Annotated in this window: 23 protein-coding genes; 18 read left to right on the top strand and 5 right to left on the bottom strand. The window is 45.4% G+C overall.

Features of this window, described 5'->3' with window-relative positions; genetic code table 11:
- Nucleotides 1–40: 40 nt before the first annotated feature.
- Both murI and B5G33_RS12230 read left to right on the top strand, forming a co-directional pair.
- Nucleotides 41–862, top strand: a complete 822-nt coding sequence (gene murI / locus B5G33_RS12235; RefSeq protein WP_087272564.1) for a glutamate racemase — start codon at nt 41–43, stop codon at nt 860–862.
- A 3-nt stretch (nt 863–865) separates the two neighbouring features.
- Nucleotides 866–1,324 carry a DUF1934 domain-containing protein gene (locus B5G33_RS12230; RefSeq protein WP_087272567.1) on the top strand — a complete coding sequence of 153 codons (459 nt, stop codon included), beginning with the start codon at nt 866–868 and terminating at the stop codon, nt 1,322–1,324.
- Between the two features lie 102 nt (nt 1,325–1,426).
- Here B5G33_RS12230 and B5G33_RS12225 read toward each other — a convergent pair whose 3' ends face one another.
- Nucleotides 1,427–1,888, bottom strand: a complete 462-nt coding sequence (locus tag B5G33_RS12225) for a hypothetical protein (protein WP_087417839.1) — start codon at nt 1,886–1,888, stop codon at nt 1,427–1,429.
- A gap of 159 nt (nt 1,889–2,047) precedes the next feature.
- Between B5G33_RS12225 and tig the strand changes: the two genes are divergently transcribed.
- The 7 genes from tig (at nt 2,048) to B5G33_RS12190 (ending at nt 11,717) form a co-directional block, all read left to right on the top strand.
- Nucleotides 2,048–3,223, top strand: a complete 1,176-nt coding sequence (tig, locus tag B5G33_RS12220) for a trigger factor (RefSeq protein WP_087417838.1) — start codon at nt 2,048–2,050, stop codon at nt 3,221–3,223.
- A gap of 73 nt (nt 3,224–3,296) precedes the next feature.
- Complete coding sequence (locus tag B5G33_RS12215) at nt 3,297–5,411, top strand: penicillin-binding transpeptidase domain-containing protein (protein WP_087417837.1); 2,115 nt, start codon at nt 3,297–3,299, stop codon at nt 5,409–5,411.
- The gene (locus B5G33_RS12210; RefSeq protein WP_242971333.1) at nt 5,359–6,582 is read left to right on the top strand and encodes a ComEC/Rec2 family competence protein; all 1,224 of its coding nucleotides are present in this window, start codon (nt 5,359–5,361) and stop codon (nt 6,580–6,582) included. Before B5G33_RS12215 ends, B5G33_RS12210 begins: the two co-directional genes overlap by 53 nt.
- A gap of 674 nt (nt 6,583–7,256) precedes the next feature.
- Nucleotides 7,257–7,718 carry a MarR family winged helix-turn-helix transcriptional regulator gene (locus B5G33_RS12205; RefSeq protein ID WP_087272580.1) on the top strand — a complete coding sequence of 154 codons (462 nt, stop codon included), beginning with the start codon at nt 7,257–7,259 and terminating at the stop codon, nt 7,716–7,718.
- Nucleotides 7,708–9,132: an MDR family MFS transporter gene (locus B5G33_RS12200; RefSeq protein ID WP_242974691.1), complete on the top strand. Its 1,425-nt coding sequence runs from the start codon at nt 7,708–7,710 to the stop codon at nt 9,130–9,132. Before B5G33_RS12205 ends, B5G33_RS12200 begins: the two co-directional genes overlap by 11 nt.
- Nucleotides 9,133–9,203: 71 nt before the next feature.
- Nucleotides 9,204–10,025, top strand: coding sequence for an HAD family hydrolase (locus B5G33_RS12195; RefSeq protein WP_087417836.1), 822 nt, complete (start codon nt 9,204–9,206; stop codon nt 10,023–10,025).
- Nucleotides 10,026–10,043: 18 nt separating this feature from the next.
- Nucleotides 10,044–11,717 (top strand): AAA family ATPase, encoded by a 1,674-nt coding sequence (locus B5G33_RS12190; protein WP_087417835.1) that lies wholly within the window; start codon nt 10,044–10,046, stop codon nt 11,715–11,717.
- 23 nt (nt 11,718–11,740) lie between these two features.
- On the opposite strand, the gene B5G33_RS12185 is transcribed toward B5G33_RS12190, so the two are convergent.
- Both B5G33_RS12185 and B5G33_RS12180 read right to left on the bottom strand, forming a co-directional pair.
- Complete coding sequence (locus B5G33_RS12185) at nt 11,741–12,286, bottom strand: nitroreductase family protein (protein ID WP_087417834.1); 546 nt, start codon at nt 12,284–12,286, stop codon at nt 11,741–11,743.
- 94 nt (nt 12,287–12,380) lie between these two features.
- The gene (locus tag B5G33_RS12180) at nt 12,381–12,749 is read right to left on the bottom strand and encodes an ArsR/SmtB family transcription factor (protein ID WP_087272593.1); all 369 of its coding nucleotides are present in this window, start codon (nt 12,747–12,749) and stop codon (nt 12,381–12,383) included.
- A gap of 190 nt (nt 12,750–12,939) precedes the next feature.
- On the opposite strand from B5G33_RS12180, the gene B5G33_RS12175 reads away from it, so the two are divergent.
- The 9 genes from B5G33_RS12175 to B5G33_RS12135 all read left to right on the top strand — a co-directional run bounded on the left by B5G33_RS12175 (nt 12,940) and on the right by B5G33_RS12135 (nt 23,300).
- Nucleotides 12,940–13,524: a sigma-70 family RNA polymerase sigma factor gene (locus tag B5G33_RS12175; RefSeq protein WP_087272595.1), complete on the top strand. Its 585-nt coding sequence runs from the start codon at nt 12,940–12,942 to the stop codon at nt 13,522–13,524.
- The gene (locus B5G33_RS12170; protein WP_087417833.1) at nt 13,508–14,584 is read left to right on the top strand and encodes a DUF4179 domain-containing protein; all 1,077 of its coding nucleotides are present in this window, start codon (nt 13,508–13,510) and stop codon (nt 14,582–14,584) included. Before B5G33_RS12175 ends, B5G33_RS12170 begins: the two co-directional genes overlap by 17 nt.
- 36 nt (nt 14,585–14,620) lie before the next feature.
- On the top strand, nt 14,621–14,866 hold the full coding sequence (locus B5G33_RS12165) for a hypothetical protein (protein ID WP_087417832.1): 246 nt from the start codon (nt 14,621–14,623) through the stop codon (nt 14,864–14,866).
- 201 nt (nt 14,867–15,067) lie between these two features.
- A complete protein-coding gene (locus tag B5G33_RS12160) occupies nt 15,068–15,460 on the top strand; it encodes a hypothetical protein (protein WP_087272604.1) in 393 nt (130 codons plus the stop codon).
- Between the two features lie 122 nt (nt 15,461–15,582).
- The gene (locus B5G33_RS12155) at nt 15,583–16,767 is read left to right on the top strand and encodes a class I SAM-dependent methyltransferase (RefSeq protein ID WP_087417831.1); all 1,185 of its coding nucleotides are present in this window, start codon (nt 15,583–15,585) and stop codon (nt 16,765–16,767) included.
- On the top strand, nt 16,764–19,220 hold the full coding sequence (locus B5G33_RS12150; protein ID WP_087417830.1) for a hypothetical protein: 2,457 nt from the start codon (nt 16,764–16,766) through the stop codon (nt 19,218–19,220). The genes B5G33_RS12155 and B5G33_RS12150 overlap by 4 nt, the downstream gene beginning before the upstream one ends.
- 78 nt (nt 19,221–19,298) lie before the next feature.
- Complete coding sequence (gene asnS, locus B5G33_RS12145; protein ID WP_087272613.1) at nt 19,299–20,690, top strand: asparagine--tRNA ligase; 1,392 nt, start codon at nt 19,299–19,301, stop codon at nt 20,688–20,690.
- Between the two features lie 10 nt (nt 20,691–20,700).
- Nucleotides 20,701–21,759 (top strand): metallophosphoesterase family protein, encoded by a 1,059-nt coding sequence (locus B5G33_RS12140; RefSeq protein ID WP_087272616.1) that lies wholly within the window; start codon nt 20,701–20,703, stop codon nt 21,757–21,759.
- The gene (locus B5G33_RS12135) at nt 21,756–23,300 is read left to right on the top strand and encodes an ATP-binding protein (protein WP_087417829.1); all 1,545 of its coding nucleotides are present in this window, start codon (nt 21,756–21,758) and stop codon (nt 23,298–23,300) included. Before B5G33_RS12140 ends, B5G33_RS12135 begins: the two co-directional genes overlap by 4 nt.
- 108 nt (nt 23,301–23,408) lie before the next feature.
- Here the strand turns inward: B5G33_RS12135 and B5G33_RS12130 are convergent, their stop codons facing one another.
- Together B5G33_RS12130 and B5G33_RS12125 are read right to left on the bottom strand one after the other, a co-directional pair.
- Nucleotides 23,409–23,627, bottom strand: coding sequence for an intracellular septation protein (locus B5G33_RS12130; protein WP_087272620.1), 219 nt, complete (start codon nt 23,625–23,627; stop codon nt 23,409–23,411).
- 95 nt (nt 23,628–23,722) lie between these two features.
- The gene (locus B5G33_RS12125) at nt 23,723–24,922 is read right to left on the bottom strand and encodes a ribose-phosphate pyrophosphokinase (protein WP_087272623.1); all 1,200 of its coding nucleotides are present in this window, start codon (nt 24,920–24,922) and stop codon (nt 23,723–23,725) included.
- Nucleotide 24,923: the final 1 nt, after the last annotated feature.

Genomic DNA, 24,923 nt, shown 5'->3' with positions numbered 1-24,923 from the left:
AATGAAACACAGCGATAGAAACAGGTAAAGAGGTTATTATATGAAGGAAATAAAGGATGCCCCTATCGGTGTGTTTGACTCAGGGGTAGGAGGCCTGACCGTTGCCAGAGAGATCATGCGGAACCTTCCCCAGGAAAAAATCGTATATTTTGGAGACACGGCCAGAGTTCCCTACGGAAGCAAATCAAAAGAAACCATTATCCGCTACTCCCGTCAGATTGTCAGATTTCTGAAGACTCAGGAGGTCAAAGCCATTGTGGTGGCCTGCAATACGGCCAGCGCCCTGGCCCTGGAGACCATATCTGAGGAGACAGATGTCCCCATGATCGGCGTAGTAGAGCCGGGGGCCAAGGTGGCGGTGGAGACTACCAGAAATAAAAAAATCGGGCTTATCGGAACCAGAGGGACTGTGAAGTCGGGGCTGTATCAGAAAGTGATACAGAAGGAGGATCCGGAAATACAGGTCATCGGCCAGCCCTGTCCTTTGTTTGTACCTCTTGTGGAAGAAGGATGGCTCAAGGACGAGATTACTCTGGAGGTGGCCAGGCGGTATCTGGATCCCCTTCTTTCCCAGGACATTGACACCCTGATACTGGGATGCACCCATTATCCCCTTCTCCGCTCTCTTCTGAAGAGTCTGGTGGGAGATAAAGTAACATTGGTAAATCCCGCCTATGAAACGGCTCTGGCTCTGGGAAGACTGCTGGAAGATAAGGGACTTTTAAGAGAAGGAAAAGAAGAGGAAGAATTTCCTTACCGGTTCTTTGTCAGCGATGAGGAAGAGCATTTCCAGAAATTTGCCAATTCTATTCTTCCCTATGATGTGAAAACTACCAAGCAGATACAGATAGAGGAGTATTGAGAAATGGAAAAAGATGTGTTAGTTACCATCAGGGGCCTTCAGACCCTGGAAAATATAGAAAATCCGGAAGAAGTAGAGCTGGTGGCAAAGGGAGACTACTACTACCGAAACGGCCATCATTACATACTTTTTGACGAAGTCACCGAAGGCTTTTCAGAGCCTACCCGGAATACTATTAAGATTACGGACAAAAGCGTGGAGGTAAAGAAAAAAGGCGTTACCAACGTGCAGATGATCTTTGAGGAGAATAAGAAGAACCTTACATATTACGCCACTCCTTTTGGAAATCTCCAGATGGGGATCGCCGCCACAAAGATTGCGGTGAAGGAAGAAGAAGCAGGGCTGGATCTGGCTATTGATTATGCTTTGGAGATTAATGCGGAGCATGCGGCAGACTGCCAGATACAGATTAATGTAAAACCTAAAGAAGCAGGGAATTTTTCTCTGGATGCAACGCTGTAAGATCAGGATCATGAAGTTCTGTTATATGGAATAAACAGGAAAAAAGCTCCCGGAAACATTTATGTACCGATGTTACCGGGAGCTTTTTAGTAATGGTCATATTTATTCTTTATTGGTCAGACTTGATGCCTTTGCCTTCATCCTCTGGAAGAAACCAGGTTTCTTGGCCGGCGGTGTCAGAGAACCTCTCAGGCCTCTTACGCTCATAATATAGATACCGCTTACTTCAGCTTTGATTTCCTTTTTCACAGGAATCAGATCGTATACAGATTCATCAGCCACCAGAGACATGATTCTGGGACCGATCTTTGCCTTTACGATAGGCAGTTTAGAACGACGCATAAGCTTGGGAGTCTGGTCGATGACCATCTGTGGAAGTCCTGACTGCTTAATGGGAAGTCGTTTCTTATCAATTACCAGCATGGTGATGGTCTGCTTTGCCGCTTCCATCTGCTCCTGCTGTTCATCTCTTTTTTTCTGGGCCCTTTTGCCAAAGAAATAGAGGACAACAAGGCCGACGATCAAAATAGCCATGATTATAAAAAATACTATCCAGCCATTCATTTGTATAAAACCTCCTAGAATCTCTATGTCATACTTCAACTATTCTAGCATTGTTTCCTGGAAAAGGCAACTAAAAATGGAGAGAAAGCCTTTCAATTTAGGCCTATATGTGGTATAACACCATTTATAAAGCTAATTTTTAATGAGAGGAATGAAAGCATGAAGAAAAAACTTGTAGCCCTTCTTTTGACTGTGGGTGTTCTTGGCCTTGCTGCCGGATGCTCTAATGAGGAAGAGAATGAAAATACCGAAAATACTGCCCAGGAGACAGAGGAAGAATCTGTGGTCAACGAAGAGGGACTGGTAGTGGCTGTGGATGTAGACAATCTGGAGGACTATGTGACTCTGGGAGAGTACCAGAACCTGACTGTGGAAGAGGAACCGAAAGCCGAAGTGACAGAAGAGGATGTGGATTCCTACATAGAGAGACAGCTTATTAATAATTATGATCCGGTAGAGGTTACAGAAGACCGGGCTGTCCAGGAAAATGACACAGTAAATATCGATTATACAGGATACCTGGATGGGGAAGCCTTTGACGGAGGTTCAGCTCAGGGGCAGGATCTGCTTATCGGTTCCGGCAGCTTTATTGATGGATTCGAGGATGGTCTCATCGGCCATAAGAAAGGTGAGACAGTAAGTCTGGACCTGACTTTCCCGGAGGATTACAGTCCAAATCCGGACTTGGCGGGTCAGGCGGTGGTCTTTGAAGTGACAATAAACTCAATTTCAGAGCCTGCCCAGCTTACAGACCAGTGGGTGGCTGCCAACACAGATTACTCTACCGCAGAGGAATATCGCAATGCCCAGAAGGAAAGCCTGGTCCAGCAGACGGACAATGAGTATGAAAGTCAGGTGAAATCCGATTTATTCCAGCAGGTTACAGAAAATTCAGAGATTAAGGATTACCCGGAGGAGGCCCTGAATGACCTGAAAACGGACATTGAGACTCAGATGGATAATCTGTATACCTCAACTTATGGTGTGAGCCTTGACGAATATCTGGAATCTCAGGGGATATCCCAGGAGGAGGCAGATCAAAGCTTTGACGAGACAGCTAAAAGCTATCTGTCTCAGTATATGATCACCCAGGCGATCCTTGATGCAGAGGGAATTACCCTTACAGAAGCAGATTATGAGAAGGCTTTGGATGAATTCGCCCAGCTCAGCGGTTTCTCTGATGGTGAGGCTATTAAAAGCATGTATTCAGATATGACTGTGCTGAAAGGCAATGTACTCTGGAATGTGGCTTGCGATGCTATTATGTCAACTGCAAACATAACAGAAACCACTGAGACAGCAGAAGAAACCCAGACAGAAGAGGCTGCTCAGTAAAATCCAGAAAGAAAGTATACAGGAAGCAGGAAGATTTAGTGTTTGCCATGTAAGGTAATAAGGGGTGAAAAGAATGGCAAAGAAGAAAAAAGGAAAGAAAAAAAATCAGAAAAAAAAGATACTCATCGGGACGCTGGCCGGCGTAGTGGTGCTGGCAGTGGGAGCTGGGGCAGGAGTTTTCCTGTACCAGAATGTGTTTTCAGGTTCCAGGGAAGAAGTACTGAAAGAGTATATGGCCTGTATAGAAGCAGGCGAGTATGAGAAGATGTACGACTTTCTGGACAGCTCTTCCCAGGAGACAGTCTCTCAGGAGGATTTTGTGACCAGAAACCAGAATATCTATGAAGGTATTGAGGCTTCTGACATCCAGCTTGATATTTCTGAAGGTCAGGACAGAGGGCAGCCGCTATCCTACAGTGTGACTATGAATACCATTGCAGGAGAGATTTCCTATGATAACAATACGGCCTTTGAGCGAGAGGACGGAGACTGGAAGATTGTATGGACCGATGCCATGATTTATCCATCCCTGGGAGAAAACGACAGGGTAAGCGTCACCACTCTGGAAGCAGAGAGAGGGAGCATTTATGACCGGAATCAGAACCTGCTGGCAGGTCAGGGAACCGTACAGTCTGTAGGTCTGGTGCCGGGGAAAATGGATGTACAGCCCCAGGAGGAAATCCAGGCAATTGCCCAGATACTGGGAACTACAGAAGATAATATTAACTCCAGCCTGGACGCATCCTGGGTCCAGACAGATAGTTTTGTGCCTTTAAAAGAAATGACCCAGGAGCAGCTGGACCAGCCTTATACAGATGCAGATGGCAATGAGACTGGACAGACAGTTCAGGAGGCTCTGCTGTCCTACCCGGGAGTAATGATCTCTGAGACAGAGAGCCGGGTGTACCCTTATGGAGAGAGCACAGCTCATCTTCTGGGCTACGTCCAGCAAATCAGTGCAGAAGAACTGGAGGAAATGGCGGACCAGGGCTATAACGACCAGAGCATTATCGGAAAGAGCGGACTGGAAAGCCTTTATGAGGAACGGCTCAGAGCCAGAGACGGGCACAAAATCTCTATTTTAGATTCAGAGGGAAATGAGAAAGAGGCTCTGGCTATGGAGCCAGCCCAGGATGGAGAGGATATTACTCTGACTATAGATATCAACTGGCAGACAAAAGTTTATGAGGCTTACCAGGAGGACGAAAGCTGTTCTGTAGTTATGAATCCTAAGACAGGAGAAATTTTGGCTCTTGTGTCTACGCCTTCCTATGACAGCATGGACTTTGTTCTGGGAATATCCCAGGAACAGTGGGACTCTCTGAATAATGATGAGACCCAGCCTCTCTATAACCGATTCCGTCAGACCTGGGTGCCCGGCTCTTCCTTTAAACCGGTTATTGCAGCCATTGGACTGAGTACAGGAACTTTGAACGCAGAGGAAGATCTGGGAGCCAGCGGACTGTCCTGGCAGAAAGACAGCAGTTGGGGTGACTATTATGTAACTACCCTTCATGAATACAGCGGAGTAGCCAATCTGAGGAATGCGCTGGTGTATTCGGATAACATATACTTTGCAAAAGCGGCTCTTCAGATCGGAGCGGATACCCTTGCCCAGCAGTTAGAGAAACTGGGATTTAATCAGGATATTCCTTTTGACATTGTTATGACTTCCTCTCAGTATTCTAATACAGAGGGAATTGACACGGAAATCCAGCTGGCAGATTCCGGTTACGGCCAGGGACAGATCCTGGTGAATCCTCTTCATCTGGCCTGCATCTATTCCGCATTCTTTAATGAAGGAGATATGATCGCTCCTTATCTGGAATATGAAGAAGGCAAGACAGCTTCTTACTGGATTGAGGACGCCTTTACTCCAGAGGCAGCCCAGACAGTATATGAGGATATGCAGGAAGTAGTCAGCGATGCAGGAGGCACCGGACACGCAGCTTCTTCCGTTGCAGGAGTAACCCTTGCAGGTAAGACCGGCACTGCAGAGATCAAAGAATCCCAGGAAGATACAGAAGGCACGGAGCTGGGCTGGTTTGCAGTATACAATGTGGGAGAATCAGATGAGAACACAGTATTGATGCTGAATATGGTAGAAGATGTAAAAGGCAGAGGTGGAAGCGGATATGTTGTGGACAAAGATGTGGAAATCTGGAACCAGATGGCAGTTTCTGAGTAAAAGACGGCTGGCCCTGTTTTTCGGGCTGCTGTTCCTTGGGGGGACGATTCTCTCTGGCTGCAGCAGCCAGGGAGGAATGGTCCAGGCTGAGACTCTGGAGGATGAGACAGCCCAGGCGGAAGAGACACAGAATAACAGTAATATCCAGGGGAACCAGGACGGGAGCAGCACAGGAGAACTTTCGGTGACTTATCTGGATGTAGGCCAGGGAAATGCCATGGTGGTCCAGTCGGAAGGCCAGACGATGTTTATAGACGGAGGCCCCAGAGAAAGTTCTTCCTTTGTAGTCAGCTATTTGAAACAGCAGGGGATTGAAAAGCTGGATTACATGGTGATCTCTCATTTTGATGAAGACCATCTGGCCGGAGCTATCGGTGCTCTTTACAATTTTCCTGTAGGAACCCTGATCACGGCAGATTATGAAACAGATTCCTCTATTTATGATTCTTACAGAGAAGTGGTGGAGGAGAAGGGCTATGAGGTTATCCATCCTTTGGTGGGGCAGGAGTTTTCTCTGGGAAGCGCCAGTTTCCGGATCGTTTCGCCAGTGAGCTATGGACATGAAGATGAAAACCAGGATTCTGTGGGAATTGTTCTGGAAAACGGTGGGGACCGGTTTTTCATAGGCGGAGACATTGGCCTGGAGGGTGAGCAGGAGATTTTAGAGGCAGGCATAGATATTCAGGCAGACGTTATGCTGATGAACCATCATGGCTCTCATGTAAGCCGGGAATTTTTTCAGACGGTGAATCCTTCCTGGGCAGTGATCAGCTGCGGAGAGGGAAACAGCTACGGCCATCCCCGGCAGGATACCGTGGAGCTGCTCCAGGAGTTTCAGGTACCTCTGTTCCGCACAGACAGACAGGGGACCATTACCGCTGTAAGCAGAGGCCAGGGCATTACCTTTGATCAGGAGCCCTGCAACGACTATACGCCGGGAGACAGCTCCCGGGGAGCAGATGAGGAGACTCAGAAGGAAACAAGAGGAAGCCTCAGTAATTCTACGAGAGAGGCATGTGATTATATTCTAAATATCCATACAAAGAAGATTCACCTGCCGGACTGCGGCTCCGTAAATTCCATGGATGAGGACAATATAGCATACTATAAAGGAGATAAGGAAACACTCATTGATCAGGGATATACACCCTGCGGAAATTGTATGAGATAAATAAGAACAGAATTAGAAAAACCGAATCAGAAAAAGCAGATAAGATTGTTTGCAGGTATTGCGCAGTTTTATCTGTTTTTTATTCATGACAATAGACAGTTCGCAGAGCGTGCTGTTTATTTTTTATAGGGGTCTCCAGACTGCCCTATAGAATAAAAAAGCCCTTATATTGTATTGGATTGGGGCGGAGATGCGGGGCTAAGAATCCGATTATTGAGATATCAACTGTGCAACAGGACTAGAATACCCCTGGATTACAGATTTTCGGAATCTGGGAGGTAGTATTTGCCATGGGACTACGGCCTGAGAAGGGAAAATTGGGCCTGAGAGGTAGGAATAGATATAGGGCTACGGCCCAGGAAGGGGAAATTTGAATCCGAGAGGTAGAAATAACCATAGGACTGCGGCCCAGGAAGGGGAAATTTGAATTTGAGGGGTAGAAAGAGCCATGAGACTGCGGCCCAGGAAGGGGAAATTTGAATCTGAGAGGTAGAAATAGCCATGGGACTGTGGCCCAGGAAGGGAAAAATGGAATCTGAGGGGTAGAAAGAGTCTGGAATGTACCGCCTGGGAAGGAGAATTTGAACCCTGGGAGGTAGTAGTTGCCTGCGCTACTAAAATATGCTATAGTGTAAAACATTGAAATTTTATCTGCGAAAGGAGGATAAAACAGTATGTATGACCATTTTTCAGATTTAGGACGATATGTTTCTATTTTAGACAGGCTTATGAAAATGTATTATGACCGGGGGCTGTCGGATTATGAGATCGGCTGGGGACAGCAGTTTTATGTGGAGTATATCTACGATCATCCAGGAGCCACTCCTCAGGAAATGGCCCAGTGTATCCGTGTGGATAAAGGAACGCTGACCAAGACCATAAAGAAACTGACAGAAGTAGGATATATCCGTGTGGCGGGAGACGAAAGAGACCGGCGGATGAAACATCTGTATCTGACAGAGAAAGCTCTTCCGGCGGCAGAACAGATCAAAAAAATACACGGCGCTTTTTTCGAGGATCTCCAGGCGGGGATTTCCGGAGAGGATCTGAATGTAACAGAAAACACCCTGCACCGCATAGCAGACAACATTAACAAGAAAGTATGGCACAGAATGGAGGAACATCATGGAAAATAAAGAAAGTGTGGAAATATCCGGCGGGAAGAGGACAATGATATTTATCTGTCTGGTAGTTTCAGGAATCGCCTCTTCTACCTTATCAACAGCTATGACTACAGCACTGCCGAATCTGGTAGAATATTTTGGGGTCAATACCTCCCTGGGACAGTGGGTTACCAGCGGATATTCTCTGGCTATGGGAATGATCATGCCTCTCACGGCTTTTCTCATCACCAGGTTTCCTACGAAAAGATTGTATTTATCCGGTATCGGGATTTTTATCCTGGGACTGCTTCTCAGCATCTTTTCCGGTAATTTCGGGATCATGATGGTGGGAAGGGTTCTTCAGGCCTGCGGAAACGGAATCCTTATGGCGGCAGCTCAGGTGGTGATCCTTACGGTTTATCCCATTGAGAAAAAGGGTACCATGATGGGAACTTACGGCCTGGCTACAACAGCGGCGCCTATCATTGCCCCAACTGTTGCGGGACTGCTGATCGATGCTTTTGGGTGGAAATCTATTTTTTATGTGGTCCTGGTGATCATGGCAGTATCCTTTGTATTATCGGCAGCAGTGTTTGAAAATGTACTGGAACTCCAGGATAAGAAGTTCGATGTTCTTTCCTTTGTGGAAAGTATCTTTGCATTCGGGGGCATAACCCTGGGTCTTGGAAATATTACCACTTACGGTCTGATCAGTGTTCAGGCAGGGGCGCCTCTGCTGATCGGAATTCTGGTGTGCTTCTTCTTTGTCGCCCGCCAGCGGGGTCTGGACACTCCTTTCCTGGATGTGAAGATCCTCAGCAATAAAAACTATGCGGTAAGCGTCATCGCCAGTATGGTCCTCTATCTGGTCATGATGGGATCCTCGGTCATGATGCCCCTGTATGTCCAGAGTGTTATGGGCTATTCCGCAGTGGTGTCCGGTCTGGTTACCCTGCCGGGATCTGCGGCTACAGCTATTGTCAGCCCCTTTGCAGGTAAGATTTACGACAAGATGGGGATCAAAAAGATTTTTGTCCTTGGTTCTGCGGTGCTGCTGATCAGCAATCTGGGCATGTTCTTCCTGAGCCTGGAGACCCCTCTCTGGATCGCAGCAGTTTTGAATGTTATAAGGAATATCTCCATAGGCTGTCTGATGATGCCTCTGCTGACCTGGGGAACCAGTAACGTGGACTTCCGTAAAGTGGCAGACGCTTCCTCACTGCTGACTTCTTTCCGTACCATTGCAGGTTCTGTGGGTTCTGCTCTGTTTGTGGGAATCATGACGGCAGTGAGTGCGGCTTCTGAAGCAGCTTATGGAGACAGGGCTTTAATCCACGGTATGAATATATCTTTCCTGTGCATGGCAGCCGGGGCTTTCGTTCTTTTACTGATCGCGGTATTTGCAGTGAGAAAAACAAAAACAGGTAATGATTACTGCAGTAGGTAAAGGCCAGGGAATCGTCTTGCGCCTCTCTTCCCGACGTAGTAAAATGAAACTACGTCAGGGAGGGATAAACTATGGGAATTCTTTACGTATCAGATCTGGATGGCACATTGCTGAATACCAGTGCCAGCCTCAGCCCATACACCATAAAGACCATCAATGGTTTAGTAGAGAAAGGGATGCTGTTTACCTATGCTACGGCACGGTCTTTAAGTTCTGCATCGGTGGCCGCAAAAGGCCTGAATCCTAAAATTCCTGTAATTGTGTATAACGGGGCATATATTATGGAACCGGCAACCGGGAATATTCTTGCGTCAGAAAGTTTTACAAAAGAAGAACGTTCCTATGTGGAAAGAAAATTGTCTGGATATGGAGTGAGGCCGGTTGTGTATTCGTTTATTAAAGGCAGAGAGCGCGTATCTTGGAATCTCTTGCAGATAAACGAAGGAAAAAAGAGATATTTTGGCAACAGACAAGGAGATAAAAGACTTCGCCCTGTTGAGAATGAAAAAAAGCTTTATGAAGGTGAGGCCTTTTATTATACCTGTATTGGGGAAGAAGAAGAGCTAAAGCCCCTTTATGATATCTTTGCCGGGGATGAAAGATATACCTGTACATTTCAACAAGAATTGTATCGTCCCGAATATTGGCTGGAGATTATGCCTAGAAAGGCAACAAAGTATAATGGGATTTTAAAACTGAAAGAATTGTGGCATTGCGATAAGGTAATATCATTTGGAGACTCTGTCAACGATATTCCTATGTTCCAGATTTCTGATCAATGTTATGCGGTAGAAAATGCAGTTGATAGTCTTAAAAAGCTGGCAACGGGAATTATCGGAAATAATGACTCAGACAGTGTTGCAAAATGGCTGGAGGAAAACTTCAGAGAATAGGTAAGGGAGGCGTTTTCTATGGAATGGAAACCATTGCCGGTGGGAATTGATGATTTTGAAAAAATAGTAACAGGGGATTACTTTTATGTAGATAAAACACTTTTTATCAAGGAACTATTGGACATGAAAGGAGAAGTAAACCTTTTCACACGTCCCCGCCGTTTTGGAAAAACTCTGAATATGGGTATGCTGAGATATTTTTTTGAGGGAAATCCAGAAAATGTTTCACGGATATTCCAGGGCTTGAATATTATGGACGCCGGAGAAAAATATCTGGATCATATGGGTAAATATCCGGTTATTATGATTTCCCTAAAGTCTATGAAGCAGCCTTCCTATGAACTGGCTTTTGAAATGCTGAAAAAAGCCTTAAAAGGGGAATTTCAGCGCCATTGGCAGTTGGTCTCAGACAGCGGCAGACTTACCGATGCAGATCAGAAGAGGTATCTGAGGCTGCGGGATCTGGAGGGAACAGAAGCAGACTACGCAGATGCGTTAAAGTTCCTTTCGGAATGCCTTTGCAGATGTACGGGGAGAAAGACCGTCATTTTAATTGATGAATATGATGTGCCATTAGAAAATGCCTATTTCAGCGGTTTTTATGACAGGATGACCGATACCATACGTTCCCTTTTTGAATCTGCCCTGAAGACAAATGAAAGCCTGGAGTTTGCTGTGGTCACCGGCTGTCTGCGAATCAGCAGGGAATCTATATTTACAGGACTCAATAACCTGAAAATCATGTCTGTCACCTCCCAGGCCTGCGGGGAATACTTTGGCTTTACCCCGGAAGAAGTAAGAAGGATGCTGGATTTTTACGGGTTAACAGAAGATTATGAGACAGTCCGCCAGTGGTATGAAGGATATCAGTTTGGCAATGCAGAAGTTTATAACCCCTGGAGCGTGATCAATTATGTGGATTCCTGCCGACTAAATAAAAATAGCCTGCCAAAGCCCTACTGGTCCAACGCCAGTTCCAATAATATTGTCCGTACACTTGTGGAGAAAGCGGATTTTTCTGTAAAACAGGAAATAGAGGATCTGATAGAAGGAAAGACAATCATAAAACCCATCCATGAGGATATTACTTATGAGGATATGGATTCTACCCAGGATAATTTATGGAACTTCCTGTTCTTTACCGGTTATCTGAAAAAGATTCAGGAACACCAGGAGGAAGAAACTATTTATATGGAAATGGCCATTCCAAACCGGGAAGTCCGGTATATCTATAAAAACACGGTGCTCCGCTGGTTTGAAAAGAAAGTAGAGCAGAAGGAATTGTCTCCTCTTTATGAGAGTATCCTCTGCGGAGATACGGAAAAGATGGGAAAAATCCTCTCAGAAAATCTTATGGAGACCATCAGCTTTTACGACTATCAGGAAAGTTATTACCGTGGGTTCCTGGCAGGAATGCTGAAGAATATCGGAAATTATATTGTATTGTCTAACAGGGAGTCGGGAAATGGCAGACCGGATATTTTGCTGAAATATCCCAGTGTGAGAGGAAAGGCTGTGATCCTGGAGATTAAAGTTTCAAAAACCTATCAGGGACTTGAAGCAAAATGTCAGGAGGCCCTGAGACAGATTGAAGAACAGAAATATGAGGAGGCTCTCCGGCAGGAGGGATATAGCCAGATCCTGAAGTATGGAGTGGCTTTTTATAGGAAGGAATGTATGGTTAAGAAATAAGGCAGAAAAACGCTGGGTGCAGATTACACCCAGCGAAAATTTTCCCTTCCTGCCCCCAGTTCAAAATGATACTTGACGATCCCCAGATCTGTTTTGCTGTAGAATCCCAGACCGGCTTTGGCTGAAACCAGATTTCCTTTACAGGTAAATGTGAATTTCTGCTGATTCATGGCGGTAGGAGCCAGAAGAGTAGCGTCAATGCCTCGCAGGAACCAGTCCTGGGGCGCTGCCTCTGCATTCATTACTTTTTCTCTGGGCTTTGAATTGTGAGAGACGCCCTGGGTCTGACCGTATCCTATGGCGATCACCAGACAGAGCTTTTCTTCCAGATCATTTCCTTTCCGGCTAATAAGAGCAATGTAGTTTCTGACGCCGGAAAATTTTCCGTAATGGGCCATAAAACCCTCAAAAGCATGGGGTTCATCCAGGACAAGCTGCATATGAAGGCCGCTTTCTTTATTGCATTCTTTGATAAAGGACCGGAGCTTTTCCACAGTCCCGGCTTCTATTGATTTTTCGTCATAAGAACGGACAGAATGCCGTTCTTTCATTGCCTGTAATAAATCCATTTTTCATGTCTCCTTTTTATGTTTTTATTCCTGCGAGCAAATAGCCAGGCGGACATGTCTGCATGTCCATTTGATTCTTTGCACACTGAGCCTGTTAAAGGTCTGGGAAGTCGTCGCCCTTTCTGTCAGGAGCCTTTTCCATACATTTTTTGATATCTGTGAAAAGGGCGATCAGATTATTGATCTCACTGGCCTCCGGATCCAGATAATAATAGACGCAGGTGCTTTCTTTCCTGCTTTTTACGATCCCGGCGTCTTTCAGTATCTGCATATGATGGGATACTGCAGGACGGGAAAGATTGGTTTTTTCGGCAAATTCAATGACCCGGCTTCCACTGCACTCTCCCTGGAGCATGATACAGAGGAGATGCTGTCTGGTTTCATCTCCGATGGCAGTGAGGATCTTCTGACAGGCCCGGAGTTCTTTTTCAAGTCTCTGGATATCTTCCCGTGTGTTTTTCAATGTAATGCTCCTTTCTGTTTAAACAGTTGAACATATTGTAGCATGTTTTTTGCAGATTTGTGCATCTGTAAAGAAAATCGAGACAGAAGGCAGGATCAGAGGAGAAAAATTTTGGAGATTCTGATAGATTTAGAATATGTACAGCGAAGTATTAAATAGAAGGAAGCTTCCGAAAGAGGGGTGAGGCGGCATGAGAAAAGTAGATCAGGATAATTTTCTCCAGGAATTATCCAGAAAAAATGAGAAAGCTCTGGAGTATGTGGTAGACGTGTACGGCGGATTGATAAAGACCATTGTGAAACGGCATTTGCGGGGGCTGACAGATTATCAGGAAGAATGTATCAATGATGTGTTTCTGGCAGTCTGGCAGCACAGCCGATCCTATGATCCAGAAAAAGGAAGCTTTGAGAAGTGGGTGGCCGGAGTGACCAGGTATAAAGCCCTTACCTATAAGCGGAAATATCTGAACCGGCAGCAGGCGGCAGGACTGGAGGAAATCCAGGAGCCGGGAGAGGAGAGCCGGGAGCTTTCCCAACTTGTGGAAGAGCTTTCCGATGAAACCGAGGATTTCCTGTCCTGCCTGAAAGAAGAGGACCGTTTTCTCTTCCGCCAGCTTTTCATAGAGGAAATGGAGCCGGATGAAGTAGCCCGGAAAAACGGGATTAAAAGGGAAAACCTTTACAACCGGATCTCCAGAGGAAAAAAGAAGATCCGCAGACACTTCCCACGAATAGGCCAGGAGAAAGGAGGCGCTGATTATGAGAGATTTATATGAAGTATTCAACGATTTTAATATGGAAGAAGAAAAAGATCTGGAAGTTATGAATGATCTGGAAAAGCAGAAGTGGAAGAAAAAGCTGAGAAAAGAGATCAAAAAGCCGGTGAAAACGGGAAGAAAAGTAGCTGTCAGCGCAGGCTGTCTGGGAATCGCCGCAGGGCTGTTTTTCACAATGTCAGATTCTGAAGTGATGGCAAAGGCGAGAAAGGTTGTAGAGGACAGCTATCGGAGCATTGCTATTTGGATTATTGGGACGCCTAGGGAGAATGACTATGTTCAGGAAGTTTACGGAAAAGATACGGCTAACGGGAGAGAAGTAACTATCGTAGATATGATCGCAGATGAGGATTTGCTTCAGATTTCTTATAAGGATCGGGACCTGACTATAGAAAATTTCGAGGCAGCAGGATATCTCGATGAGGATATGGAAAAAAGGACGGACAGTACGAAATATTCTTTAGACGCCCAGCTTTTGGTAGACGGAGAGATTGTAGGAGAGGGATGGATTAATTCTTATAGTCTGCGGTTTAATACAAACGCTATTGATAATACCTTTTCTATTTATACAGGAGATTATGGCTGTGACCTGTCCGAGGTGGAAGAGGCGGAACTGATTTTAAAAGAAAGATATTATCCGGATACGGAAGAGTGGAGATTTCATCTGAATTTACAGAAACGGAACTTGAAAAATACAACCAGGGAACAAGAATTAGATGAAACCTATACAATGCCTGATGGAAGGATCATTCACATTTATAAATATGCTGAGAACGAAGGGGGCAGAAAGCTCTATGTGAAAACAGAAAGGCCAGAGGGCTGGGATCCAAACGAAGACTGGAGCGGAATTTTAGACTTAACAGGAGTGACGGATAAATATCGGAAAGTAAAGTTTAAGCATGAAGCAGGGGACGTCTATCTTATAGATCGAAATATTGATAGTGATACCAAAAGTATTGCCATTACTCCGGGCGTAATTCCTCTGGGAGAACCAGGAGAGTCCCTTCCTGAGGACGGCACACCTATAGGCGAAAGCTTTACCATACAGGTAAATAATTGACATCCCCTGATAAGCCTTTTTGGAAAACCGAAGAAAGTGATCAGCAGCAGTCTGAAACTTTTCAACGGCATTGACGGGGCAGGAACTATCCTGGTGGAATATCCGGAGTTTCAGGGAGAACTTCTCTACTCCAAGATCACCGATTCCAGAGTACCCAGCCAGATCCAGGGGGAAGAAGGAACCATGGTGATCCGGGAGATTCCAGACCCACAGGAGATTACTATTTATTATAGAAGCGGAAAAACAGAAAATCTGGAAATCCCCGGATGGAGATGGAGCTGATGGATGAAGTTCGCAGACAGCAGGGAATAATTTTTCCGGCAGACACAATAAACGGAGAATAAAAAATCCAGCCGGCAATAATAAAAATAAAACGAATACCCTCTCTGAACAAGAGCCTTTGCTCTTCGTACAGAGAGGGTAACTTTCTGTACAAAGCAGAATATACTGTTAAAGAGTATTTCTGTTTCGGAGACAGGATTTATGGAAGAAAAAAAGAGGTTTTACAAATCTGCTGTAATAAATAAAAAAGGATTTGAGCAGGCTGCTGCCCAGGAGGCAGACAGAAGACTGATGGAATCTTACTACCCTCCCAGTGCGGGATATCTTCAGGCACTTGTTACAGATGCCTGTGACAGACTGGACTATGAGGGTAGTTTTATTTATGATGAATATCCTGACAAGAATACTATCGAAAGAATCTGCGGACAGATCTGTGGGCAGGCAGAAAGCTGCAGCGAGCTTCAAGGAATGGAAAACAGAGGGACAGGAGAAATGCTGGGAGACTTTGTGGGAGTTTTATTCTGTCAGGAAGTCTGCAAGAGAAGACAGCGAAGAAAAATGGTTATGCCAGTACACTGGAGGCAGAATAAATAGCTATTTTTCTAAAACCCCTGGTTTTGGGGTTGCGGATTTTTCCTAAAGCTTTTACAATAGAAATGGACTGCAGGCAGGAAAGCCGGCAGTTTCAGGGGAAAGATAAGATACAGGGGTAGATTATGACAGATATCAGAGAATTTTTAGATAAATATGTAAATGAAGACCTTGAGCGTATACTGGTGAGTAATGCCAGAAGCTCAAGCCCAGTGGCAAAGCTTCAGGTGAGGCCGGTACCGGTAAAGGGTCAGGTACAGTATCAGGTTACCTACATCCAGGGAACGAAGGCTATTCACGACAACTATAAAAAGGACGAATTGAATTCTTATCTTACAGAACAGATGGAGAAAAATTTCCGTCAGATGCAGTTGGAGGGCAGATATGTCCAGGCCAGAGTCCTGGTGAGCAAAAAAGGAAAAATGGATATAAAGGCCAAAGAAGTCAAGGGAGGAACAAAAGAGGATTTTACGCTTATGCTTTCTCATAACAGAACGAAAAAATATCTGCTGAAAGAAGGCGTTCCTGTTCCCTGGCTCATTGACCTGGGGGTAATGACCCCAGAGGGAAAAATCAAAAATTCCAGATATGATAAGTTTAAACAGCTGAACAGATATCTGGAATTTATACAGGATATTCTTCCAAAGCTGCCCAGAGACAGGGAAATCCAGATTATTGATTTTGGCTGCGGAAAGTCCTACCTGACCTTTGCTATGTATTATTATCTGAAAGAGCTGAAGCACTTTAATATCCGGGTCACAGGACTGGACCTTAAGGCAGACGTAATTGAAAAGTGCCAGAAACTGGCAGATAAATACGGCTATGATAAACTGCGTTTTTTACAGGGAGATATTGCATCCTATGAAGGGACTGACCATGTAGATATGGTAGTGACCCTTCATGCCTGTGATACGGCTACAGATTTTGCTCTGGCGAAAGCTGTAAAATGGGGAGCCTCTGTAATCCTGTCTGTGCCCTGCTGTCAGCATGAATTGAACCGTCAGGTGGCAAACCAGGACCTGGCGCCGATTCTGGAGTACGGGATTTTAAAAGAGCGCTTTGCGGCTCTTCTCACAGACGGACTCCGGGCGCAGATGCTGAAAAGTGCAGGTTACGACGTACAGATCCTGGAATTTATTTCCATGGAGCATACGCCTAAGAATCTGCTCATACGGGCAGTAAAAAATAAAAATAGAAAAGAAGAGCCACAGCAGCCCAGGGAATGGGAAAACTGTATACAGGCTTTCCACGTAGAACCGACCCTTAAGAAGCTGCTGTTTGAAGATATACACGGAGAGGACTGTAAATGAAGAAAAAATTAATAAGAGCCGGTATTTTACTGGTTATTTTTATATGCGGGGTGGCAGGGTTTTCCAGTCTTATGAATTATCAGTCTACAGATAATAAGACAGATATGGAAACTGCATCCAGCCCAAGCATGGCCATGATGATCGAAGATACAGAAGTAAACCGTATGTACGCCTATGCAGACGACATGGATGTAAGATTTGTAAGGGACGGGCTGACTCCTGTAGGTACGGACAGAAGTCTGAAGGTGAGCATTACCCCTAATGGCCGGGAAATCGACAGTCTTGTCTATGAAGTATGCACCTCTGACGGGGAACAGGTAATCGAAAACAATAAGATACGGAGTTTCACAGAGGAGGAAGATGGCAGGCTTACAGCAGAATTTACACTGTCCCAGCCCATTCTGATGAACCAGGAATATGCTCTGAATTTTACTTTAAGCACCGAAGACGGAACCTGGAATTATTATACAAGGCTTCTTCAGCGGGCAGGGCTCAGCACGGCCCAGTATGTAGAGTTTGTAAATAGTTTTTATACCAAGACCTTCGCTCAGGATGACACTGGTGACCTGACTACTTATCTGGAGCCGGATACTTCTGTTGTCAGCAACAGTTTCCGGAGTCTGGATATACACTCAGATGTAGATATGATCACCTGGGGCGACCTGAATCCTCAGATCAGCAGACCGGGAATCCCTACTATAGAGGACATCAGTGAAAACTCAGGAAGCATTTCCCTCACTTATTATATTTCAGCAGAAAATGAAAACGGAGAAGTGGAAAAATATCAGGTAGACGAGTTTTACCGGATGAGTTATAACCAGACCAGGGTTTACCTGTTGGATTTCCAGCGCCATGTAAAGCAGGTGCTTACCACAGAGCAGAATCTTGTGAGCAATGGAAAAATAAACCTGGGGATAACCGATACAGATGTTCAGTATATGTCTGACAGTACAGGAACTATCCTGGCTTTTGTCCAGCAGGGAGATTTATGGTCTTATAATATAGAAACAAATAAGATGACCAGAGTCTTCAGCTTCCGCGACACAGGAAGCAATGATGAGAGAAATGATATCAACCGACATGATATCAAAATTGTCCGGGTAAGTGAAAATGGAGATATAGATTTCATCCTTTATGGCTACATGAACAGAGGCCAGCATGAGGGCCAGGTGGGAACTTCCGTATACCATTATTCTGCAGAACAGAATGCTATGGAAGAGGAATTTTTCCTGCGAAGCCTCCAATCCAGAGAATTCCTTCAGAAGGATGCGGAAAAACTGTCCTATGTCAGTGAAGACGGAAATTTGTATCTTCTATTAGAAGGAAACCTTTACAGATTCCAGATGGAGGAAAAGACTTACGAGGTCCTTCAGGAACAGATTGAGGATGACTGCTTCTTCGTATCGGAAAACAGCCGGTATGCAGCCTGGATGGACGGTATGGACCCTTATAACACCACATCTATTACCTTCATAGATTTTAATACAGGAGAACAGAAGACCATACAGGCAGATCAGGGGACCAGGATACGGCTCTTTGGATTTATTAATAATGATCTGATCTACGGTGTGGCAAATGAAAGCGACATTGTGACCAATGCTTCAGGAGGAACGGATTTTGCCATGACAGAGGTCAGGATCCAGAATTTTGATGGAGAGCTGGTAAAAAGTTATCATCAGGATGGTTATTATGTACTTGATGTAACGATTCAGGAAAATCTTCTGGAATTGTCCAGAGCTACCAAAGTGGGCGACAGCTTTGCAGGGACCAGTGGAGACCAGATCATGAATAATGTCCGCAGCAAACAGGACGAGGTTTTTTCCGTTATCACATCCACGACTGTGCGCCAGGGAAATGTGACATCCATACAGTTTGCAGCAGACAGCTCCGGACAGCCGCCTCTGGTAGTAGATACTAAAATCATAGAGAATCCGGACAGGACTTTGAATATGGAGCTTTCCTCTGAAAGCGAAGACAAATATTACGTATATGGGGGAGGAGAGCTTTCAGGAATCTATGACAGCGCTTCCCAGGCAGTGGCTAAGGCTGAAGAAGAGAGCGGAATTGTCCTGAATACCGCCCAGCAGTATATATGGGAAGCAGGAAATACTGGAGACAGAGCGAGTATTTCTGCCCAGGACCTTCCAGAAGCTGTGGCCCAGGCATCCCTTGATGCGACTGCTTTGAATGAGGCTTTGAAAGGTCAGGGGAAAGTAATAGATATGACAGGCTGTACTTTGGAACAGATCCTGTATGAAGTAAGCGCTCAGCGCCCGGTAATCGCTAAAGGCGAGAATGGTCAGGCGGTTGTTATCATTGGATATGATGATTACAATACCATATTATATAATCCCTCCACTCAGGAGACCTATTACTTCGGAATGCAGGACAGCACCGATACTTTCCAGGCTAATGGGAACGTTTTTCTCTGCTATCTGGAGGATATACAGTAACAGTTTCCGTTTAGCCTTGAACTGTTCAGAACAATGCGATATACTAATGAAATACCCGTAAGAGAAGGAGATAGAGGAATGAAGCTGACAACAGTAAAAGAGATTTACAGAAACAGAGAAGAATATCTGGATAAAGAGATTACCGTAGGAGGCTGGGTCAGAAGTGTGAGAGGCTCAAAAAGCTTCGGTTTTATCGTACTTCATGACGGCAGTTTCTTTGATACTCTTCAGGTCGTATACCATGACCAGATGGAGAACTTCCAGGAAGTTTCCAAATTAAATGTAGGCGCGGCCATTGTGGTAAAAGGAACTCTGGTAGCAACACCCGAGGCAAAACAGCCTTTTGAGATCCAGGCCTCAGAGGTAACTGTAGAAGGAGATTCTGCAGCGGATTATCCTCTTCAGAAAAAGCGTCATACCATGGAATATCTAAGAACAATCTCTCATCTGCGTCCAAGGACCAATACTTTTCAGGCAGTATTCAGAGTCCGCTCACTGGTAGCCTTTGCAATCCACCAGTTCTTCCAGGAGAGAGGATTTGTATATGTCCATACCCCACTGATCACAGGCAGTGACTGTGAAGGAGCAGGAGAAATGTTCCAGGTGACTACCCTGGACCTGAAGAATATTCCCAAGACAGAAGAGGGAGAGGTTGATTTCTCAAAAGACTTCTTTAAAAAACCAACAAACCTGACCGTCAGCGGCCAGCTAAACGGAGAAACCTTTGCCCAGGCTTTCCGGAATATCTATACTTTTGGACCAACATTCCGGGCAGAGAATTCAAACACTACCCGCCACGCCGCTGAATTCTGGATGATCGAGCCGGAGATGGCTTTTGCAGATCTCCAGGACAATATGGAGATGGCTGAGGCCATGCTGAAGTATATAATCCGTTATGTGCTGGAAAATGCACCTGAAGAGATGAACTTCTTTAACTCCTTTATTGATAAAGGACTTCTGGACAGACTGAACCATGTGCTGAATTCTGAGTTTGGACATGTTACTTATACAGAGGCAGTTGAGATCCTGGAAAAAGCAAATGACAAGTTTGACTACAAAGTTTTCTGGGGATGTGACCTTCAGACAGAGCATGAGAGATACCTTACAGAGCAGATTTTCAAACGCCCGGTATTTGTTACGGATTATCCAAAAGAGATCAAAGCTTTCTATATGAAACAGAATGAGGACGGAAAGACTGTAGCAGCTATGGACTGTCTGGTTCCGGGAATCGGGGAGATCATCGGCGGAAGTCAGAGAGAGGACTCTTATGAGAAGCTGAAACAGCGTATGAAGGAACTGGATCTGAAGGAAGAAGATTACGGATTCTACCTGGATCTGAGAAAGTATGGCTCTACCCGCCATTCAGGATTCGGTCTGGGATTTGAGAGATGTGTTATGTACCTTACCGGTATGCAGAACATCCGTGACGTAATTCCTTTCCCAAGAACTGTAAACAATTGTGAATTATAAGAGGAGCACTATGAGATTTTTCCATATAGCAGATGTTCATCTGGGGGCAGAACCTGATAAGGGTTATCCCTGGAGCCAGGACAGAAGCCGGGAAATCTGGGACAGCTTCCGAAGAGTGATAGAGCAGGCCGGCAGAGATCATGTCGACCTGCTTCTTATTGCAGGAGATTTGTTCCACAGACAGCCCCTGGCCAGAGAATTAAAAGAAGTAAATGCCATGTTTTCCACGATTCCAGACACAAAGATTGTGCTCATTGCAGGAAATCATGATTATCTCAGGAAAGATTCCCCTTACCGGAAGTTCCCATGGGGAAAAAACGTCTGGGGTTTGTGGAGCCAGGAGTTTTCGCATGTGGATTTTCCGGAGATGGGAGTGCGGGTGAGAGGATGCAGCTATGAGAGCAGAGAAATCCGTCAGCCCCTCTATGACTCCCTGAAAAAGTCAGGAGAAATGCCAGTGGAGATTTTGCTGGCTCACGGAGGAGATGAGAAACATATTCCTATATCCAGAGAAAGGCTGATAGCAGGAGGATTTGACTATGTGGCTTTAGGACATATACACAAGCCTCAGGTCCTGTTGGAGGACCGGATCATCTACCCTGGCTCTCTAGAGCCTACAGAGAAAAATGATACCGGTGTTCATGGCTTTGTAAAAGGTGAGATTAAAAAAGGGAAAGTAAGGACTGCCTTTGTTCCCTGGGCAGTAAGAGAGTATAAGGAGCTGAGAATTCCTGTGACCAGGGAAACTACCCAGTATAGACTGACCCAGTTTCTCCAGGAATTAATAAAGAAAATGGGAGAAAAACACATTTATACAGTGCTTCTGGAGGGAAAAAGAGATCCTGATACAGAATTTCATTTAAACCAGCTTTACTCCTTAGGGAACATTCGGGCTGTGGAAGACCAGACCAGGCCCGGATGGTCCCTGGAGGAGCTGTGCAGAAAATATAAAGGCAGCCTTCTGGAAGAGTATATCAGAAGCTTTGGGGAGAAACCGGATGAAGAGGCAGAGAAAGCTCTGGAATATGGAATCGGAGCACTCCTGGAGACTGGGGAGGAGATACTGTGATCATAAAAGAAGTTTTCATGAAGAATTTTGGAAAATTCCATAATGAGAGACTCAGATTTCAGCCGGGGATCAATATAGTCTACGGAGGGAATGAAAGCGGGAAGAGCACTCTCTATACCTTCTTCCAGGGAATCTTTTTTGGCCTCCGGAGAAAAAGAGGCGTTGCTTCCCGGACCGACACTTATACCAGATGTCTTCCCTGGGAGAACCCATCCTGGTATGAAGGCAGTGTTTTATTTGAGGCAGGGAAAAAAGACTTTCGGCTGGAGAGAAATTTTGAAAGCCGTTCTCAGGAGGCTGAGCTTTATTGTGTTACAGACGGAGAAAAGATGTCTGTGGAAGAAGGAGATCTGGAAATCCTTCTGGGAGGGGCTACCCAGCGGATATACGAAAATACTGCAGCCATAGGCCAGTTGAAAACCAGGACCGAGGAAGGTCTGACAGAGGAGCTGAGAGAATATCTGACTAACTTTCAGACTGAAGGAGACTTCCGCCTGGACCCTGGAGCAGCTCTTGATCGTCTGAAAGACAGGCGGAAAGAATGGGAGAAAGAGGAAAAAAAAGCAAGAGAGAAAAAAGAAAGAGCAAGGGAAAAGCTTCTGGACAGGATACAGTATACCAGGGAGGAGATAGAAGACCTGGAAGAAAAACTGGAAAGAAGCAGAGAAAGTTTCAGAGACATTGGACAGGACAGACAGGAAGAAAAACCGGCAGAAGACAGGAGGGAATCCTCTTTTCCACTGGTTTTTGCAGCATTGTTTTTTCTTGGATTTCTGGCCGGATGCGCCGGTGCCATCTTTTTTCAGCTATCCTGGCTGATACCGGCTCTGATCTTCCTGTTAGGAGGCGCATTTCTTTTCTGGTATTTCCGGGACAGAGGGGAGAAGGCCTCAGCACGCAGCCGCAAAGAGCAGGACAGGGCCATCAGAAATGAGCGGAAAAAAGGGCAGCAGATAACCTGGAAGGAGGCGCTGCAGGACAAGAGAAATCTTTTATATAATCTTCAGGAGGAACTGGAAGAGCTGGAGAATGACAACGAAAAGATACTGAAAGCCCAGAAAGAAGTCCAGAGCATATCCCTGGCAGAGAAAATGCTGGCCAAGGCAGCGGGGAATCTTCAGAGCAGGAGAGGAAATTTTCTGAAAGAACGGACCTGGGAGATTTTTGGAGAACTTACCCAGGGCAGATACCAGAGAGGGATCATTGATGAAAACTTTCAGATACGGCTGGATACAGGAGACAGGTATGCAGGACTCCACCAGGTAAGCCAGGGGACTGCAGAACAGGTTTATTTTGCTCTTCGTATGGCAGCAGGAGAACTGCTGTGCCGGGAGGAGGAGCTGCCGGTGATCCTGGACGAGACCTTTGCCATGTACGACGATAAAAGGCTCTGTGAGGCATTAGAATGGCTCCATAAGAACAGAGCTCAGGTTATCCTTTTAACCTGTACCAGAAGGGAAATAGAAGCCCTGGAGAGCCTTGGAATTCCTTTCCATCAGGTGGATCTGCAGATACGTGCCGGAATAAGGAGCAATTCATGACATGAAAAGAGGCTGCCCCATGAAACAAAAGCCAAGGATAATTTGGATATATGTTTCATGGGGCAGCCCTTTTGAATTTGAAGTTATTTACAGGTAATACGAATCATCTCAGCCTTTCATATAACGGTGAGAATGTCTGCCGCGATATTCCTCGATTTTGATCCGAATATAATTCCAGGACATATGCAGTACAGGAGCCAGACCGGCAATCAGGAGTACCACGGTAACAAGACTGATGCTAGCGGTGACCGCATAAATATGTGCTGCATAGAGAATCACAAAAAGAGCAATACAGACATTGATGATGGAAATAATTTTGTTCATCATAATAGTGGCACCTCCTTTTATTATGAAAGAATTCTTTTAGTTTCCTATATTATACAACTATTGTCTGTAAATTACAATGAAAAGCCAAAAAAGATTTAATTTTTCTTTTTGCCCTCTTTCAGTTCTTTATTATGCTTAGCAACAAGTTTATTGATTCTTTCTACAGGATTCAATAGCTTGCTGATAGAAGCATCATGATTCAGGGTGTCAATGATCAGGGCAATGTATTTGCTCATATCGCAGTTTACATAATATGGCTTCTGAAGCAGTTCTTCTGTCTGATATACCAGATTGGTGGTCAGAACCCGGTCAAAATCACCGTTTTTGTATGCGGCATCAAAACGTTCCAGTCCGTTGGTGAAGAGACCAAAGGTGGAGCACATAAAGATTTTTGCGGCTCCTCTCTGTTTCAGCAGACGTGCTACTTCCAGCATGCTGTCACCGGAAGAGATCATATCGTCGATGATGATCATATTCTTGCCGGCTACATCAGAACCCAGAAATTCATGAGCTACGATAGGATTACGTCCGTCTATGATAGTAGAGTAGTCCCGGCGCTTGTAGAACATACCCATGTCGATGCCCAGCACATTGGCCAGGTAGATAGCCCGGCTGGTTCCTCCTGCGTCAGGGCTGATAATCATCAGACTGTCGCTGTCTATCTTCAGATCAGGCTCTGCCTTAAAGAGGCCTTTAATAAACTGATAAGCAGGCTGTACTGTTTCGAAGCCATGAAGAGGAATGGAGTTCTGTACCCGGGGATCATGAGCATCAAAGGTGATGATGTTGTCAACTCCCATACTGATCAGTTCCTGAAGGCCCAGAGCGCAGTCCAGAGATTCACGGCGGGTTCTCTTGTGCTGACGGCTCTCATACAGGAAAGGCATGATAACGTTGACTCTCCTGGCTTTCCCTCCTACAGCGGCAATGATCCTTTTCAGATCCTGAAAATGGTCATCTGGAGACATGTGATTGGTGTGGCCGCAGAGAGAATAGGTCAGGGAATAGTTGCAGACATCCACCATGAGATAGAGGTCGTCACCGCGGACAGATTCCTCCAGGATACCTTTGGCTTCTCCTGAGCCAAAACGGGGAGTCTGGGCATCGATCAGGTAAGAAGGACGCTCATAACCTTCGAATTGGAGATTGTTTTTCTCCTGGTGGTCACGGTCCTTCCGCCATTTCACGATGTAGTCGTTAACCTTAGAGCCCAGCTTTTCACAGCTCTTCAGGGGAATGATACCCAGACGGCCTACAGGGAGTGAGTCTAAAGGTGTTGTGATTTTTGGTGCCATG

It is taken from the genome of Blautia sp. An81 (assembly GCF_002161285.1).
GTDB classification, from domain to species: Bacteria; Bacillota; Clostridia; order Lachnospirales; family Lachnospiraceae; genus Blautia; species Blautia ornithocaccae.
The sequence above is the reverse complement of the archived record's forward strand: the minus strand, read 5'-3'. Positions and strand labels throughout refer to the sequence as shown.

What these genes read in the sequence shown, in the direction of transcription:
- murI (WP_087272564.1), top strand. Translation starts at nt 41, where the DNA reads ATGAAGGAAATAAAGGATGCCCCTATCGGTGTGTTTGACTCAGGGGTA.
- B5G33_RS12230 (WP_087272567.1), top strand. Translation starts at nt 866, where the DNA reads ATGGAAAAAGATGTGTTAGTTACCATCAGGGGCCTTCAGACCCTGGAA.
- B5G33_RS12225 (WP_087417839.1), bottom strand. Translation starts at nt 1,888, where the DNA reads ATGAATGGCTGGATAGTATTTTTTATAATCATGGCTATTTTGATCGTC.
- tig (WP_087417838.1), top strand. Translation starts at nt 2,048, where the DNA reads ATGAAGAAAAAACTTGTAGCCCTTCTTTTGACTGTGGGTGTTCTTGGC.
- B5G33_RS12215 (WP_087417837.1), top strand. Translation starts at nt 3,297, where the DNA reads ATGGCAAAGAAGAAAAAAGGAAAGAAAAAAAATCAGAAAAAAAAGATA.
- B5G33_RS12210 (WP_242971333.1), top strand. Translation starts at nt 5,359, where the DNA reads ATGTTGTGGACAAAGATGTGGAAATCTGGAACCAGATGGCAGTTTCTG.
- B5G33_RS12205 (WP_087272580.1), top strand. Translation starts at nt 7,257, where the DNA reads ATGTATGACCATTTTTCAGATTTAGGACGATATGTTTCTATTTTAGAC.
- B5G33_RS12200 (WP_242974691.1), top strand. Translation starts at nt 7,708, where the DNA reads ATGGAAAATAAAGAAAGTGTGGAAATATCCGGCGGGAAGAGGACAATG.
- B5G33_RS12195 (WP_087417836.1), top strand. Translation starts at nt 9,204, where the DNA reads ATGGGAATTCTTTACGTATCAGATCTGGATGGCACATTGCTGAATACC.
- B5G33_RS12190 (WP_087417835.1), top strand. Translation starts at nt 10,044, where the DNA reads ATGGAATGGAAACCATTGCCGGTGGGAATTGATGATTTTGAAAAAATA.
- B5G33_RS12185 (WP_087417834.1), bottom strand. Translation starts at nt 12,286, where the DNA reads ATGGATTTATTACAGGCAATGAAAGAACGGCATTCTGTCCGTTCTTAT.
- B5G33_RS12175 (WP_087272595.1), top strand. Translation starts at nt 12,940, where the DNA reads ATGAGAAAAGTAGATCAGGATAATTTTCTCCAGGAATTATCCAGAAAA.
- B5G33_RS12170 (WP_087417833.1), top strand. Translation starts at nt 13,508, where the DNA reads ATGAGAGATTTATATGAAGTATTCAACGATTTTAATATGGAAGAAGAA.
- B5G33_RS12160 (WP_087272604.1), top strand. Translation starts at nt 15,068, where the DNA reads ATGGAAGAAAAAAAGAGGTTTTACAAATCTGCTGTAATAAATAAAAAA.
- B5G33_RS12155 (WP_087417831.1), top strand. Translation starts at nt 15,583, where the DNA reads ATGACAGATATCAGAGAATTTTTAGATAAATATGTAAATGAAGACCTT.
- B5G33_RS12150 (WP_087417830.1), top strand. Translation starts at nt 16,764, where the DNA reads ATGAAGAAAAAATTAATAAGAGCCGGTATTTTACTGGTTATTTTTATA.
- asnS (WP_087272613.1), top strand. Translation starts at nt 19,299, where the DNA reads ATGAAGCTGACAACAGTAAAAGAGATTTACAGAAACAGAGAAGAATAT.
- B5G33_RS12140 (WP_087272616.1), top strand. Translation starts at nt 20,701, where the DNA reads ATGAGATTTTTCCATATAGCAGATGTTCATCTGGGGGCAGAACCTGAT.
- B5G33_RS12130 (WP_087272620.1), bottom strand. Translation starts at nt 23,627, where the DNA reads ATGATGAACAAAATTATTTCCATCATCAATGTCTGTATTGCTCTTTTT.
- B5G33_RS12125 (WP_087272623.1), bottom strand. Translation starts at nt 24,922, where the DNA reads ATGGCACCAAAAATCACAACACCTTTAGACTCACTCCCTGTAGGCCGT.